The 12,802-nt window shown below is 68.5% G+C and carries 16 protein-coding genes and 1 tRNA gene; 4 read left to right on the top strand and 13 right to left on the bottom strand.

The features are described from left to right. Positions 1-281: 281 nt before the first annotated feature. From CLG85_RS10450 to CLG85_RS10480, 7 genes are all read right to left on the bottom strand, one after another. The gene (locus CLG85_RS10450) at positions 282-821 is read right to left on the bottom strand and encodes an AAA family ATPase (RefSeq protein WP_095882659.1); all 540 of its coding nucleotides are present in this window, start codon (positions 819-821) and stop codon (positions 282-284) included. A 263-nt stretch (positions 822-1,084) separates the two neighbouring features. After that, positions 1,085-1,639: a metallophosphoesterase gene (locus CLG85_RS10455; RefSeq protein ID WP_095882658.1), complete on the bottom strand. Its 555-nt coding sequence runs from the start codon at positions 1,637-1,639 to the stop codon at positions 1,085-1,087. Between the two features lie 191 nt (positions 1,640-1,830). Next, positions 1,831-1,905, bottom strand: a tRNA-Gln gene (locus tag CLG85_RS10460). Between the two features lie 75 nt (positions 1,906-1,980). Next, complete coding sequence (locus tag CLG85_RS10465; RefSeq protein WP_311734986.1) at positions 1,981-2,781, bottom strand: GGDEF domain-containing protein; 801 nt, start codon at positions 2,779-2,781, stop codon at positions 1,981-1,983. Between the two features lie 258 nt (positions 2,782-3,039). Next, positions 3,040-3,645 (bottom strand): heme NO-binding domain-containing protein, encoded by a 606-nt coding sequence (locus CLG85_RS10470; RefSeq protein ID WP_095882660.1) that lies wholly within the window; start codon positions 3,643-3,645, stop codon positions 3,040-3,042. Between the two features lie 255 nt (positions 3,646-3,900). After that, positions 3,901-4,584: an HAD family hydrolase gene (locus CLG85_RS10475; RefSeq protein WP_260348851.1), complete on the bottom strand. Its 684-nt coding sequence runs from the start codon at positions 4,582-4,584 to the stop codon at positions 3,901-3,903. Positions 4,585-4,614: 30 nt separating this feature from the next. Continuing rightward, positions 4,615-4,902 (bottom strand): DUF3572 domain-containing protein, encoded by a 288-nt coding sequence (locus tag CLG85_RS10480; protein WP_095882655.1) that lies wholly within the window; start codon positions 4,900-4,902, stop codon positions 4,615-4,617. 189 nt (positions 4,903-5,091) lie between these two features. Between CLG85_RS10480 and CLG85_RS10485 the strand changes: the two genes are divergently transcribed. Continuing rightward, positions 5,092-6,510 (top strand): diguanylate cyclase, encoded by a 1,419-nt coding sequence (locus tag CLG85_RS10485; protein ID WP_260348852.1) that lies wholly within the window; start codon positions 5,092-5,094, stop codon positions 6,508-6,510. 81 nt (positions 6,511-6,591) lie between these two features. Here the strand turns inward: CLG85_RS10485 and CLG85_RS10490 are convergent, their stop codons facing one another. The 4 genes from CLG85_RS10490 to CLG85_RS10505 all read right to left on the bottom strand — a co-directional run bounded on the left by CLG85_RS10490 (position 6,592) and on the right by CLG85_RS10505 (position 8,868). Then, a complete protein-coding gene (locus tag CLG85_RS10490) occupies positions 6,592-7,158 on the bottom strand; it encodes a periplasmic heavy metal sensor (protein ID WP_224844761.1) in 567 nt (188 codons plus the stop codon). Between the two features lie 2 nt (positions 7,159-7,160). Then, positions 7,161-7,538 (bottom strand): hypothetical protein, encoded by a 378-nt coding sequence (locus CLG85_RS10495; protein WP_260348855.1) that lies wholly within the window; start codon positions 7,536-7,538, stop codon positions 7,161-7,163. Continuing rightward, complete coding sequence (locus tag CLG85_RS10500) at positions 7,525-8,109, bottom strand: RNA polymerase sigma factor (RefSeq protein ID WP_260348856.1); 585 nt, start codon at positions 8,107-8,109, stop codon at positions 7,525-7,527. The genes CLG85_RS10495 and CLG85_RS10500 overlap by 14 nt, the downstream gene beginning before the upstream one ends. A gap of 81 nt (positions 8,110-8,190) precedes the next feature. Then, a complete protein-coding gene (locus CLG85_RS10505) occupies positions 8,191-8,868 on the bottom strand; it encodes an EF-hand domain-containing protein (RefSeq protein ID WP_095884403.1) in 678 nt (225 codons plus the stop codon). A gap of 273 nt (positions 8,869-9,141) precedes the next feature. Between CLG85_RS10505 and CLG85_RS10510 the strand changes: the two genes are divergently transcribed. Then, positions 9,142-9,534, top strand: coding sequence for a DUF983 domain-containing protein (locus CLG85_RS10510; protein WP_224844770.1), 393 nt, complete (start codon positions 9,142-9,144; stop codon positions 9,532-9,534). Positions 9,535-9,581: 47 nt separating this feature from the next. Continuing rightward, positions 9,582-10,316, top strand: a complete 735-nt coding sequence (locus tag CLG85_RS10515) for an NUDIX hydrolase (protein WP_260348857.1) — start codon at positions 9,582-9,584, stop codon at positions 10,314-10,316. Here the strand turns inward: CLG85_RS10515 and CLG85_RS10520 are convergent. Next, entirely contained in the window at positions 10,295-10,660 is a 366-nt protein-coding gene (locus CLG85_RS10520) for a hypothetical protein (protein ID WP_224844774.1), read from the bottom strand. The two genes, CLG85_RS10515 and CLG85_RS10520, sit on opposite strands and share 22 nt — an antisense overlap. A gap of 193 nt (positions 10,661-10,853) precedes the next feature. Here CLG85_RS10520 and CLG85_RS10525 point away from each other — a divergent pair, with 193 nt between their 5' ends. Further along, positions 10,854-11,618: an alpha/beta fold hydrolase gene (locus tag CLG85_RS10525; RefSeq protein ID WP_095884389.1), complete on the top strand. Its 765-nt coding sequence runs from the start codon at positions 10,854-10,856 to the stop codon at positions 11,616-11,618. Between the two features lie 192 nt (positions 11,619-11,810). On the opposite strand, the gene CLG85_RS10530 is transcribed toward CLG85_RS10525, so the two are convergent. Further along, positions 11,811-12,779 (bottom strand): LysR family transcriptional regulator, encoded by a 969-nt coding sequence (locus CLG85_RS10530; RefSeq protein ID WP_260348858.1) that lies wholly within the window; start codon positions 12,777-12,779, stop codon positions 11,811-11,813. Positions 12,780-12,802: the final 23 nt, after the last annotated feature.

Here is a 12,802-nt window from a genome sequence, read left to right on the forward strand (position 1 = left end):
GTGGGCGAGACCGAGCGGCTTTTCCGCTTCCTGCGCATTGCCGACGCTCGACCCGCTGCAGGCTACGTGTGCAGCGAACGGCAGAAAGGTCCGCACCCCTGACGTCCGGCCGCCCAGAATTCTGCGGTCTGGATGAATGACGGCTTCGAGGAAGCTGCGATGCGGCGACCGGCCACCCATCGAAAGGCGGCTCTGGGCCGCGGCTTCAGGTAGTAGGAGGCAGGAGGGAGCTGCGCGGTTTGTCCGCTCCAGTTGGTTCTCCGTCCATCTGGAGAAGCCGGTCAGAGCGCTAGTTGCGCAGAGACAAAATCAGCGCGTGATGCGATGTCGGTGCACGGCAGTTCCGTGATCTCATATCCGAGCGCGGTGTAGGTCTCGCGCATGACGGTGCAGGTCGCTTCGGCTTCGGCGCGGGTCTGCTTGCGTTCGGTGTCCTGCGTGAAAATCTCATCCCAATACGGCGCCAGAAAGACGCGGGCGTTGTAACTCGCTGCCTTGGCCGTAGCGGCGACGTGGGGCGGCACGGGGAGGCCGCAGAGGGTCAGGTAGCCCAAGATATCAGGGATGCCGCGGTCGAAGATCACGGGGCCTGAGAGGGCCTGAGCGTCCTCGTAGACGCGGAGGTCGCGCTCAAGCATCCGTTCGGCATAGGCCATGCGGTCCGCCCAGGGGAGGGCATCTCCGCCGCTGGCCACCTCCTCGCGAATGACCGCGCGGCCGGATTCGGGGATTGTGTGGAGGCCGCGGCGGGCAAGCTCGGTGATCAGGCTGGTCTTGCCCGCACCGGGGCCGCCCGTCACGACGAAGAAATGGTCGCTCATGGGCCATCCTCGGATTTGACAGGGGAAAGGGCTGCGCAGCGATCGACGCACCGAAAGGCGCGGATCAAAGCAGCAAGAATTTTCGCAAGGAAAACAGCGCCCGTCTGCGCGGCAGAGGCAAATCCTCTGACGAGAAAGGCAGACCTATCTGGTGTGGATCAACACGGAGGCGAGCTGCCCTTGCAAGATCGAACCTCCGAGCTCTTGCTCACCATGCGATCGCTCAACCAGCTGGTCCGAGATGCCACCCGCTCAATTGGTCTCTACGGAAGCTCGTTTCCATGTTCGACATCCGCCCAATGCTTGTTAACCGGCATACGGGCTGCCTGCTTGGCTATTTCTCCAATCTGGATCGGACGAAAATCCCACTGGTCGACGCCGACATTTATGCTGTTTCGCGAGCCTGCCCATTGATCATGGACGTGGCCGAACAGCTGCAGGGCGCCTCTGCGTGCACCGTTCCAAGTGATCATCGGATAGTGGCAGAGGACGAGGCTATGATCTCCGTCCTGGATCTCAGCCATGTACTCGGTGCTTGCCCATGGGAGAGAGATGACCGCTTCATCGTCGTGGTTGCCGATGATCAGATGCTTGCGGCCGGGCAGGCTGTGAAACCAGCTCTCGAACTGCGCCGTATCGTCAGCGCGACCGAAGGCGAAATCTCCCAAGATCCACAAGTCATCATCATGCGCGACGCAGGCCTGGAAGTTGGCGATCAGGGCCGCGTTCATCTCCGCGGTTGAGGCGAAGGGGCGCTTGCAGAAGTCGATGATGCGGTGGTGGCCGAAGTGCAGGTCAGCCGAATACCAGTTGGCCATACCTATGCCCTCCGTGTTCGTCAGACCTCAGTTTAGGGACGACATCATGCGGGCGCAAATGTCTGTCAGTTCAGAGGAATTGCGTACGGCGAAGCGGTTAGAATGTCAGCAGATGCCAGTCTTGCCCGGACAAGATGCCAAGTAGAACCGGATAGGTTCCAATCTTCGGCGAATGTCACATTAGGAGATATTGGCTGGGGCGGTAGGATTCGAACCTACGGTGCGCGGTACCAAAAACCGGTGCCTTACCACTTGGCTACGCCCCAACCGTGGCGCGGGATTTACGCCAGCCTCCGGGAGGGCGCAACCCCCTTCCGGAAAAAATCTCCGACTTTTTGACCTCACCTTGCGGAACCCCCGCCCGTCTTACCGACATCCTCTGCCGAGGCCCGCCGATCGCCCCCCTCCGGGCCCGAAGAACCCCCATGAAAGGCGAAACGACCGCGTCCCGCGCGCTTGGCCGCGTAGAGCGCGATGTCGGAGGCCTCGAGCAGATCCTCGGCACCGCGATGCGCCCCGCGCCCCGGCGCCTGAAGGGCGATTCCGATGCTCGCCGAAATTCGCACCTGCGGGTCCGCGCCCTCTGGGCCAAAGGCGTTCGGCGCCTCGAGCCGTGCGATCAGCCGGTCCGCGAGTTCGGACAGGCGCGCCCGGTCGGTCAGCCCGGCGACGATGATGACGAATTCGTCGCCGCCGATCCGCGCCACCGTATCGTCCTGCCGGGTCAGCTCGAGCATCAGCGCCGCGACGCCGGCCAGCACCCGGTCGCCGGCGCCATGGCCCAGCGTGTCGTTCACCTGCTTGAAGAAATCGAGGTCGACATGCATCACCGCGAAGCTCGCGCCCCGCCGCAGCAGGTCGGTCATCGCCCGGGTCATCGCCCGCCGGTTGCGCAGCCCGGTGAGCGGATCGGTGAAGGCGCGCTCCTCGGCCGCGAGCATGGCCCCGCGCAGGCGGCGGTTGAGAGTGCGCGAGGCCTCCATGGCTGCGGATTTCGCCTCGACGAGGTAGAGCATGTCGATCGCGAGGTCGGTGGCCGAAAAATCGCTGCTGGTGAGCGCATGGTCGCGCACCGCCTCGACGAGGCCGAGGCCGAAGGAAAGGTCGAGAATCGCGCCCCCCCTCGGCGTCGGGCATGGCAAGGCCGCGCAGGCTGTCCCCCTGCCCGACAAGCCGCAGCTGCAGCCGCCGGCCGGCAAGCGAGAGGAGATCCGGCAGGTCGCGGACCTGGCGCGGGCGGAAGATGTCGAAAAGCTCGGCGAAGTGCTTGCCATGGCGCTCCTGACCGGCGAGCACCCGGTGCAGCGTCGGCCCCATGGCCTGCACCCGCCCCGCGGCATCGAGGCGCGCGTGCATGGGGCAGAGCGCCTCGAGCGTGGCCTGGGGCAGCGCGAGCGGGGTCATCGCCGCCCTGCCCCATGCGCCCCGAGCTCGAAAGCGCGCCCCTTGGTATAGGCGGTCTCGATCACGGCGATCTCGATCACCTCCGCCTCGCCCGGGCCGCTGGCCAGCTCGAGCAGGATCAGCGCCCCGTAATCATCGGCCATGGCCCGCAGCACCCCGGCCAGAACATGCGAATAGCCCCGACTGGTGGGGCCGCTGCAGTGGCAGACCAGGGTAAAGCGGCACGGCGCAGTCTGGGTCAGTTCCAGCGGCGGCAGGTCGAGATCTGGCACCGCCAGCCGGGCGCGACCGGGCAGTTCTTCGAGAGAATGCAGAAAGTCGATGAAATCCTCGCCGCCGTAGCGCATCAGGCGACGCAGCCGCTCGTTGTTGGGATGGGTCATCAGGTAGGTCCCGATATCCTCGAGCATCGCGGCGCGCGGCTTGTCCAGTTCGATCTCGGCGCGGGTCAGCACCAGGCCGATGAGCTGCGCTTCATAGTCGAGCATGGCCTCGAATTCGGGCAGGTCGAGCCGCGCCGCGTCGGCGATGCTGCGCCAGCGGTCCTGCCCGTAGGTGTCCTGCACGAAGCATTGCAACGTCCGCGCGACCAATCCATGCATGCGCCGTCCCATCCCGAGCGCCCTCGCCCATGCGCGGGCTGCCTAAGCGCCGCCCCGCCCCTTGTGCCCGCTCACGTCGTTCCCTCCTCCGCGTCAGGTCTGCCGCTGCAGGTCTGCCGGGTCGCGGGCATACTGCCCCAATCCCGCACGATCCGGCGCGGGTGAAGAGCCACGAGTCCCGGACCGACCGAGTCATTCTAACGCGGGGACGTTAAGAGTTCCGCAAAGGGTAAAATGTGGTTGAAAGGGTAAGGATCACGCCACGACGGCGCTGAGCCAGCCCGGCAGGTGCCCGATGTCGGGCAGGATCGCATCCGCCAGGTGCCGAAGTTCCTCGGCCCCGGCGGGGCCGGTCAGCACGCCCACGGTCATCATTCCCGCCGCACGTCCAGCCTGCAGGTCATGGGTGCTGTCCCCGACCATGACCACCTGTTCGGGCGGCAGGCCGAGCGCGGCGGCGAAGGCAAGCAAAGGCGCGGGCGAGGGCTTCGCCCCATGTCCGCTGTCGAAGCCGGCGACGAAGTCGAAACGGTCGCCGACCCCGACCTGCGCGAGATGGGCGCGGGCGACGGCCTCGTTGTCGTTGGTCATCACCCCCAGCCGCAACCCCGCCGCCCGCAGCGAGTCCAGAAGCGGCGCCAGAGGCACCGCTTCGGCGAGCGGTGCACGGGCGGCCTCCTCCGACAGGAAACCCTCGATAGCCTCGGGATCGCGGCGGCCGAGCGCCCTTGCCAGGCATTCCGCCGCCTCGCGGCTGGTGCCAGCGATCACCGGGCTGTCCTTGAGGAATGTGGCGGTGCCGAGATCGAAACGCAGCTCGCAGGCCATGGCCTCGACCAGCGCAGCATCGCCCTCGGAGAGGTGCTGCATGACCCCCAGCGCCCAGGCACTCCAGGTGCGGGAAAAATCGAACAGCGTGCCATCCTTGTCGAACAGCACCGCCGCGGCGCGCAGGGGGGGGCCTGGGGCTCATGTCCAGTGCACCTCGCCGCCGCCGGGCAGATGCTGGCGTGCCTGGAAGGGCAGATCGTAGGGCAGGCCCGTCTCGTCGCAGAACCCGCGCACCCAGGCATCGTCCATCAGCAGGAAGTCGAGCACGCCGCCCTGGAACCCCGGATCGGAGAGGTTGTTGCGGAAATCCTCCGCCGAGGCGCCGGTCGCCCCGAGGAACACTGGAAGCAGCTCGTCGTTCGCCGCCAGCCAGGCCACCGCCTGAAGCCCGATCAGCTCGGCCTCGTCACGCCCCACCATCTTCATCCGTCCTTGTATTTCGAAAGGCTTTGTTAACCGGTTTTCATAAAGACTGAGCGGCGAAACGGATGCAAGCCCGCGTGGAAGGAGCGCCCGGGTGGCGCGCCGGGCGGGAGGGGCCGCGGGATCTCTGCGGGATGGCTGCGGGCCACCTGCGGCGCGGAGCGGAAACGGACAGTGGGGGCAGAAAAACGCATGGCGGGACGCATACTCATCGTCGAGGGCACGGCAAGCCACCGTATCCTGCTGCGCGCCCGGCTGACCTCGGCCTTCTACGAGGTGCTGGTTGCCGAGACCGGCAGCGAGGCGCTGGCGATGATCGAGGCGGCGCGCCCGGATCTCGTGCTCGCCGCCGCCGAGCTGCCGGACATGTGCGGCAGCGGCTTCTGCACCCGGCTGCGCGCCCTGCCCGACCACGCTGATACGCCATTGGTGCTGCTCACCGAGGAAGACCTTGTCGACGAGCGGCTGGCGCTTCTTGCGGTCGGCGCCGACGACGTGATCGCCCGCGCGGTCGAGGACATCCTGCTGCTCGCGCGGCTGCGCAGCCTGCTGCGCCGCAGCCGCGCGCAGGACGAGATTCAGCTGCGCACCGACGCCAAGCGCGCGCTCGGCCTGTCCGAGGCGCCACGCAGCTTCCAGCGGCCCGCGCGGGTCGCGCTGGTCTCGCTCGATCCGGGGCTCGGGCTCGACACCATCGCGGCACGGCTGCGGGTGGGGATCGGGGCGCAGGTCCAGATAACCGCGCCCGGAACGCTCTTGCAGAGCGGCGCCATCTCGGCCGAGGTTGCCGTGCTGTTCGACACGGGGGCGGAGCCGGGCGCAGGGCTCGCGCTGCTCTCGCAGCTTCGCACCGCCCGCGCACAGCACCGCGCGGTGCTGGTCTATGTCACCAACAAGGGCCGCGACGAGGCGGCGGCGCGGGCGCTGGATCTCGGCGCCGACGAGGTGCTGCACAATGGGCCCGAAGCGCTAGAGCTCGCGCTGCGCCTGCCGCGGCTGATCGGCCGCAGGCGCCGGTCAGAACGGCATCGCGCCGCCCTGCGCAATGGTCTGCGCGCGGCGATGATCGATCCGCTGACCGGGCTGTACAACCGCCGCTACGCGCTACCCGAAATTGCCCGCAGGGCCCAGCAGGCGGCGCAGCGCGGGCAGCCGCTCGCCCTGCTTGTCGCGGACCTCGACCACTTCAAGAAAGTGAATGACCGCTGGGGCCATGCCGCGGGGGACCAGGTGCTGGTCGCCACGGCGCAGCGGCTGACAGCGGGACGGTGCGACCTGGATCTGGTTGCCCGGCTCGGCGGAGAGGAGTTTCTCATCGCCCTGCCCGGCGCGGACACCGAGGCCGCCTTTGCCGCCGCGCGGCGGCTCTGCGAGGAGGTGGCGCGGCTGTCCCTGCCGATGCCCATGCGCAGGGCAGGACGCCCGCCGCTCTTCTCGCCGACGATCAGCATCGGGATCGCCCTGATGGAAGCGGCCGGTGAAGCCGTGGAAACCGCCCTGCTGCGCGCCGATGGTGCGCTCTACGCGGCCAAGCACGCCGGGCGCAATCGCGCCCATGTCGCGCCTCCCGCCGCCTTTTCACATGGCTACGGGGCACTGCGCGGGGCCTGAGGCACGGCCCGGATCAGATCGCCCGGACCGGGCCATGGCCCGGGATCACGCTCCGAGCCCCGCCCGGCTCGGGCGCAATCCTCAGCCCTCCGGCTTGCGCGGCGGCACGCGTTTGGCGAGTTCGTCGAGTTCCGCCTCGAGCCGGTCGGCATAGGCGGCGCGCGCCTCGGGCGAGAGCGCGGTGACATACTCCACCAGCACCTGCTGCCCCATCTTCTGCCGCTCGGCAGCACGGGCATCCTGCGCGCTAAGCGCCTCGGAGAAGGCCGCGCTGTCGAAGGGCTCGGCGCGCAGTAGCGAGAGCGCATTGCGATAATCGCCAAAGGGCGCGGGCCGCGGGCGATCCCCCTGCTTGCGCTCGAAGGAGCTGAAGAGCTGCCGCCCCAGCTCGCGCCGCTGGTCCTTCGAGAAGGCCTCGGTGTAGGGGGTGATGAACTCGCGGCCGCGCGGCGGGCCGCCATGCTCGGGCCGGCCATGCCGCAGCAGGCCGCCCGCGACAACGCCGACAACCGCGAGGTTGAGCGCCAGAGAGGCCAGCAGCAGCCAGCGCATCCAGCCCGGCGAGCGCGAGGGTTTCGGGGCGCCGGAGGGCCGGCCCGGTGTCTCGGCCGCGCTCGGGCCTGTGGTCTGGGAGTCGTCCTGCGTCATCATCAAAGTCCCAACATCGCGTAGTCGAAGCCGCTCGCCGGATCGAGGGCCGAGAGCAGGCTGCTGCTGTCCGAAGACATCAGCGTGGTCATCGTCTCCGGCGAGGCGATGCCGATCCAGACCCCCGTCGCGCAGGCCGCCGCGAGTCCTGCCACCGCCGGCCAGCCGCCGAAGGCGCGCAGCGCCTCGCGCCAGCCCGAGCGGCGGCGGGGTGCCGGTGCGGCGGGCACCGCCGGACGCGGCGCGGGCTGCTCTTCAAGCGCCAGCGCCTCCATCCGGGCCATCCAGTCGCCGGAGGGCACCGGCGCGTACTGCCGCTCTGCCTCGAACAGGGACGCCAGCGTCCCCTCTTCCTTCCTGCGCTGATCAGTCATCGTCATACCCCAGCTCTGCGCGCCGCCCGGCCAGCAGGCCCTCCAGCGCCTTGCGTCCCCGCGCGGTGAGACTTTCCACCGCGCGCACGCCCAAGTCCATGATCCCGGCGATCTCCGGGTTCGAAAGTCCCTCGAGGTGCCGCAGCACCACGGCCTGCCGCTGTCTCATGGGCAACGCGTCCAGCGCCTCCTGCAGGGCGCCCTCGCGGGCACGGCCCTGCAGCGCCGCCTCGGCACCCGGCGCGGGATCGGCGGGCTCGGCGACATCGTCGATATCCACCGCGCCGCCGCGCCGCTTGCGCATGCGGTCGATGCAGAGGTTCGACACCACCCGGTAGAGCCAGGTCGAGACCTTGGCCTCGCCCTCGCGCCAGCCCGGCGCCGCGCGCCAGAGGCGCAGCAGTGCCTCCTGCGCCACGTCCTCGGCCTCGGCCCGGTCGCCAAGCATGCGGTGGGCATGGCCGAAGGCGCGCGGACCCAGGCGCTGCACCAGCGCCCGTGCCGCGGCCTGCTCGCCCGCGGCATAGGCCGCAAGCAACGCCTCGTCGCTTTCCCCGTTCATCGCGTCATAGGGCATCCGGTCCATCCTCATGCGCTAGCCCGAAGTGCCGGACCGCGCAAGGACCGGGCCGCAGGAGGCGGCCCGGTCCTCGGGCCTTCAGTACTGCCAGAAGTCCTGCATCATGCCGCCGCGCGGGCCCTGCCCGTCACGCGGGCCTCGCTTGAAGCCCTTGCCGTCGTGATCCCGGTCACGCTCGCCGTGCCACTGGCGCTCGCCGCCTTCGTGGCGCATCATCCGGTCGCCCTTCTGGTGCTCTCCCATGCCGCGCTGCTCGTGGCGCATCGGGGCGGCTGCCGCAAGCTCGTCCTGGGTCACCTGGCCATCCTCATCCGCATCGAAGCGGTCGAAGAAGCCCATCGGCCCCTGCGCCTGCATCTCTTCTAGGGTCAGCTTGCCGTCCTTGTCGGCGTCGAAGCGCTCGAGCATACGCTCCTGCATGCGCGCCTTGCGCATCTCGAGCTGCTGCGCCTCGCGGGCGGCCTGGCGGGCGTCGGCAAAGGCGATCAACTCGGCGCCCTCCAGCATCCCGTTGCCATCCGCGTCGGCGGTGGCATAGGCCTCGGCAAAGCCCGCGGCGGGGCCATGCGCCGCGAATTCCTCGCGGCTGATCGAGCCATTTCCATCGGCGTCGAAGGTTTCGAACATCTGCGTCATGGGCGCCTGACGATTGCCCTGCGGGCCCATCGGCTTGGCGTCGTTTGCAGCAAGAGCAAGGCTCGCCGAGCCCAGAACCACAAGGGCGACGCCGGTCATCAGTTTGGTCATGCGTGTCATCGCTGCGATCTCCTCATTGCATCGCGTCTCTTGCCGGCGGCCTGTTTGCCGTCCGATCACTAGCTTTCACGCGGGGCGCCGGAACTTCCGTCGTGACTCGGGAAAGTTTTTTTTGTCGGGGGCCGATTTTTCGGATCTACCCGGCCGCGCCGTCGCGGAAAAACCTGTATCCGCCAGGCCTCTTTGCGACATCACGCCGCTGCGCGCTCCTGTCCTCTTTAAATGAGGCCGGGCTTGCGCCACCTTTGGGGCATGACTTCCAAGGTGCATCCCATGACCGACCTGTCGCCGGAGCGCGAGACCGAGCGCGAGACCTGGCCCGCCGTCTGGCGCGGCTTCCGTTGCCGCTGCCCCAACTGCGGCAACGGCCCGATCCTGCGCTCCTATCTCAAGGTGCGCGACCATTGCCCGGTCTGCCGCGAGGAGCTGCACCATCACCGCGCCGACGACGGCCCGGCCTATCTGACCATCCTCATCGTCGGCCACATCATGGCACCGGCACTGCTCTGGGTGTTCACCACCTGGCGGCCCGAGCCGCTGATCCTGATCACCATCTTCCTTATTGGCTGCATCGGGCTTTCCCTCTACCTTCTGCCGCGACTGAAGGGGGCGATCGTCGGCTTCCAGTGGGCGCGCGAGATGCACGGCTTCGCGCGCGAGCACTGAGACTGCGTCTCCCCCGCACGGCCTAGAAAAGACGCAGGGGAATGCGCATGAGCAGCGACAAGACAGCCATCCGAGACGCAGCCACGGTGATCGTGCTGCGCGACCGCGACAGCCGCCCGAGCGTGCTGATGGGACAGCGCGGCGCGGGCGCCGCCTTCATGCCCAACAAGTTCGTCTTTCCCGGCGGCGCGGTGGATGCCGCCGACGCCGAGGTGAAGCTCGCCGCCCCCCTGCCCGCCGCCTGCGCCACGCGGCTCGACGAGGATGCGCCCGCGGGTCGGGGCCCGGCGCTGGCCGCCGCGGCGATCCGCGAACTCTGGGAGGAAACCGGGCAGGTGCTGGGCTGGCCCGGCAAGTGGCCGACCCCGCCCGAAGGCTGGGAGAGTTTTGCCGAGACCGGCCACCGCCCTTCGGCCTCGGCGCTGCAATTCGTCTTCCGCGCCATCACCCCGCCGGGCCGCCCGCGCCGCTTCGACGCACGTTTCTTCCTGGTGGATGCCGAGGCGCTGAAGTCCGATCCTGATGATTTCTCCGCCGCCTCGGACGAGTTGTCGCACCTGCAATGGGTGCCGCTCGACGAGGTGCGCCGCTTCGATCTGCCCTTCATCACCGAGGTGGTGCTGGCCGAGATCGCCGCCCGGGTCACCGACCGCCGCGCGCCGAGCTCGGTGCCCTTCTTCCGCAACGACGACGAGGAAAGCCTCTTCCTGCGGCTCAACGGCCGCGCTCCCGGCACGCCCGAGGAGAGCAGGCCGAAGCGTCAGCTGCGGATCAGAAGGTAATAGACCGCCCCCAGCAGCGCTGCCAGGAGCGCGAGGTTGAACATCAGCCCCGCGAGCACGCCGAGCCGCCAGTGACTGCGCTCGGCCTTCACGTCGATCGTCTCGAGATGGCGCGCGATGCGCGCCTCGGCCCGCTCCAGCGCCGGCGTGTCGAGCCGCATGGCGAGCTTGGGATGCTCGGTCATCCCCTGCGCCGCGCGCAGCGTGGCAAGGTCGCGCCGGGCCCAACGCGGCAGCCGGTGCGCCGCGCGCCGGGAACGCTTGTCAAAGCTGCCCTTGCCGAGGCCGAGGCGGCTCTCGAAGAGCGGCATGAGCCGCGCGCCGAATTTGGGGGTCTGATCCATGGCGCAAATCTCCGGCATTTGCCGCCCGTACGCAAGCGGCGGCCGTGTTGCGGGAGGGGAAGGGCCGGATTTCCGCAGGATGCCGCGCCCAACCTCCTTCGAAAGAGGTTGCAAATCTCTGCGACGAGATTTGCCCCCGCACTCCATGCGTTTTGGACTTTTCCGTGCCCCGCCCCCGGCCTAGACAGGGCGCATGCTGAACATGATCCGCCACGGCTCCGCCACCGACCGACCGCCGCTCGTCATCGTCCACGGGCTCTTCGGCTCCGCCCGCAACTGGGGGGTGATCTCCAAGCGTCTGTCGGACCAGCGAGAGGTGATCGCGGTGGACCAGCGCAACCACGGCGACAGCCCCTGGCAGGACAGCCACGACTACGAAGGCATGGCCGCCGACATCGCCGAGGTGATCGAGTGCCTCGGGGGCCGCGCCGACGTGCTGGGTCATTCCATGGGCGGCAAGGCCACCATGGCGCTCGCGCTCACCCGGCCCGAGCTGGTGAACCGGGCCATCCTCGCCGACATCGCGCCTGTGGCCTACACGCACGACCAGAACCAGAACATCGCGGCGATGCGCTCGGTGGACCTGTCGTCGATCGAGAAGCGCTCGGACGCCAACGACCAGCTGGCAAAGGTGCTGGACGATCCGACGCTCTGCAGCTTCTTCACCCAGTCGCTCGACCTCAAGGAGAAGCGCTGGAAGCTGAACCTCGACGTTCTCGAGGCGGAGATGCCGAAGATCCTCGGCTTCCCGCAGTTCGAGACCCGCTTCGAGCGGCCGGCGCTGTTCCTCTCGGGCGCCGAGTCGAGCTACGTGACGCCCGAGCACCGGGAGCGCATCCGCGCGCTCTTCCCGGCGGCAAAATTCGCCAAGCTGCCCGGCTGCGGCCACTGGCTGCACGCCGAGAAGCCGCGCGAGTTCGAGGCGGCGGTGCGGGCCTTCCTTGATCTGACCGCCTGACCGCGCAGCGGCGCCTGCCCATTTGACGGGCTGACGCAGGGGCGGATTTTCCTTTTCCGAATCCGCGCATTCCTCTTTTCAAATCGCAAGGAGAGGCCCTTGCGTAGGCGGCGCACCCGCCCCTTCTGGTTTCCGAAACGCTTATGTTCCGGAAATCTCCCCATGCGTGCGCCTGCCCAGCCCAGCCCCGGGTCAGTCCCCTTCGAGCAGGTGCAGCTTGCCCTCGAGCCAGGGCAGCTGGCGTTGCGCCGGGGTGATCACCAGGTCACTGACAAGCTGGCGCATGGTGCGCGCCACGTCGCGCGGCACACGGTCCGCCCAATCGGCCGCCGCAAAGAGCGAGATGGTGCGGGAGAAAGGCTTTATCGGCAGCGGGTGCGCCTCGATCCGGTCGTGCACGCGCTCGGCGCGCATGTAGCCGAGCGGCGTGGTGATGCCCCAGCCGACGCCGCGGGCAACCAGCGTCATCAGCGAAAGGTGGGCGCCGATCTCGAAACGTTCGGCGAAATCCAGCTTGAGCCGCGAGAGGTGCGCCTCGATCTGCCTGCCAATCATCTGGTCGCGGTCGTAGCGCAGCATCGGCAGCGCCGACATCAGCGCCTCGGTGCCGCCCGCCTCGCGCGCCTTGCCGCGCGGCGCCACCAGCACGAAGGGATCGCGTACAAGCGGATATTCGATCACGCCCGGCGTGGAGGTGCCGGGGCTGGCGGCAATGGCGATATGCAGGTGCCGCTCGACCATCGACTGCATGATCTCGTGGCTCGGCGCGGTGACCAGCTTGAAGCGGCAGCGGGTCATGTTCTCGGCCAGTATGGTCACCAGCTGCGGCGTCAGGTCGTTGTCGAAATCGTCGATCACCCCGAGGTTGAGCTGCGACAGATGCGTCAGGTCCATCACCGTCAGCTCGTTCTGCGCCAGCCGGAGCTGGCCCAGCACCGCCTGCGTGCGCATCAGGAAGGAGCGCCCCGCCGGGGTCAGTTGCATCGGCCGCCGCCCGTGATCCACCAAGTCGACGCCGAGCGCGCTCTCGAGGTTGCGCAGCTGCTGGCTCACCGCCGGCTGGCTGAGACCCGTGCGTTCGGCCGCCTGCGCCACGGATCCGGTTGCCGAGAGCGCCTCGAAGACCTCGAGCCCGCGCAGGCTGATCCCCTTCATCAGCATAAAGCCATGCCTCACCTCTGCCG

The sequence above is a fragment of the Alloyangia mangrovi genome, from assembly GCF_002300555.2.
GTDB classification, from domain to species: Bacteria; Pseudomonadota; Alphaproteobacteria; order Rhodobacterales; family Rhodobacteraceae; genus Salipiger; species Salipiger mangrovi.

Bases quoted from the DNA above. Each gene is read 5' to 3' on its own strand.
- CLG85_RS10450 (WP_095882659.1), bottom strand. From the start codon at position 821: ATGAGCGACCATTTCTTCGTCGTGACGGGCGGCCCCGGTGCGGGCAAG.
- CLG85_RS10455 (WP_095882658.1), bottom strand. From the start codon at position 1,639: ATGGCCAACTGGTATTCGGCTGACCTGCACTTCGGCCACCACCGCATC.
- CLG85_RS10470 (WP_095882660.1), bottom strand. From the start codon at position 3,645: ATGCATGGATTGGTCGCGCGGACGTTGCAATGCTTCGTGCAGGACACC.
- CLG85_RS10480 (WP_095882655.1), bottom strand. From the start codon at position 4,902: ATGAAGATGGTGGGGCGTGACGAGGCCGAGCTGATCGGGCTTCAGGCG.
- CLG85_RS10485 (WP_260348852.1), top strand. From the start codon at position 5,092: ATGGCGGGACGCATACTCATCGTCGAGGGCACGGCAAGCCACCGTATC.
- CLG85_RS10490 (WP_224844761.1), bottom strand. From the start codon at position 7,158: ATGACGCAGGACGACTCCCAGACCACAGGCCCGAGCGCGGCCGAGACA.
- CLG85_RS10495 (WP_260348855.1), bottom strand. From the start codon at position 7,538: ATGACGATGACTGATCAGCGCAGGAAGGAAGAGGGGACGCTGGCGTCC.
- CLG85_RS10500 (WP_260348856.1), bottom strand. From the start codon at position 8,109: ATGCCCTATGACGCGATGAACGGGGAAAGCGACGAGGCGTTGCTTGCG.
- CLG85_RS10505 (WP_095884403.1), bottom strand. From the start codon at position 8,868: ATGACACGCATGACCAAACTGATGACCGGCGTCGCCCTTGTGGTTCTG.
- CLG85_RS10510 (WP_224844770.1), top strand. From the start codon at position 9,142: ATGACCGACCTGTCGCCGGAGCGCGAGACCGAGCGCGAGACCTGGCCC.
- CLG85_RS10515 (WP_260348857.1), top strand. From the start codon at position 9,582: ATGAGCAGCGACAAGACAGCCATCCGAGACGCAGCCACGGTGATCGTG.
- CLG85_RS10520 (WP_224844774.1), bottom strand. From the start codon at position 10,660: ATGGATCAGACCCCCAAATTCGGCGCGCGGCTCATGCCGCTCTTCGAG.
- CLG85_RS10525 (WP_095884389.1), top strand. From the start codon at position 10,854: ATGCTGAACATGATCCGCCACGGCTCCGCCACCGACCGACCGCCGCTC.
- CLG85_RS10530 (WP_260348858.1), bottom strand. From the start codon at position 12,779: ATGCTGATGAAGGGGATCAGCCTGCGCGGGCTCGAGGTCTTCGAGGCG.